This window comes from Rhodococcus sp. T2V, assembly GCF_029269925.1.
Taxonomy (GTDB): Bacteria; Actinomycetota; Actinomycetes; order Mycobacteriales; family Mycobacteriaceae; genus Rhodococcus_F; species Rhodococcus_F koreensis.
In genome coordinates this window covers 1-573 of the sequence record NZ_JARJBD010000475.1, presented here as the reverse complement: position 1 = coordinate 573, position 573 = coordinate 1, and the positions used below count along the sequence as shown (strand labels likewise).

The 573-nt window shown below is 62.8% G+C and carries 1 protein-coding gene; it reads left to right on the top strand.

What is annotated here, in order from left to right; translation table 11 throughout:
• A partial coding sequence (locus P3H15_RS54920; protein WP_276144943.1) for an AMP-binding protein occupies positions 1-368 on the top strand: 368 nt, incomplete at its 5' end.
• Positions 369-573: the final 205 nt, after the last annotated feature.

The window sequence follows — 573 nt, the reverse complement described above, 5'->3', positions numbered from 1 at the left end:
TCGCGGATCCGCAGGCGCGGATCGAGGGCTACGAGATCCTGGATCAGCACGAACGAGCACTCGTACTGGAGAGCTGGAACGACACGAGCGTTCCGATCCCGGACTCGACGATCCCAGGCCTGTTCGACGTTCAGGTCGCCGCGACTCCGGACGCGGTGGCGGTGACATTCGGTGACGAGAATTGGACCTACCGGGAGCTGAGCAGCCGAGTGAACCGGGTGGCACACCGTCTGATCGGTGCGGGTGTCGGACCGGAAGTGCTGGTGGCGGTCGCACTGGAGCGGTCACACCCACCCCTCACACGAGGACCTCGGCATAACCGAGACGTCGGCATAATTCGAATTATGCCGACATCTTATCTGGGGTAATGAGCGTGAATTTGCGCGTTTACGCAGGTAGAGCTTTTGCGTACGCGTCTGCAAGAGGAGCGTCAGGGTGTCTTGGTGTTGCGGAGGGCGCGTTGGGCGCCGAGGCGGCGACGTAGTTCGAGGTTCTCGCCGTGCGCGGCCTCGAGCGCTTGTTGGAGCGCGCCTATCTCGTCACGGTGACGCCGTTTGAGTTCGGTGAGCTGGG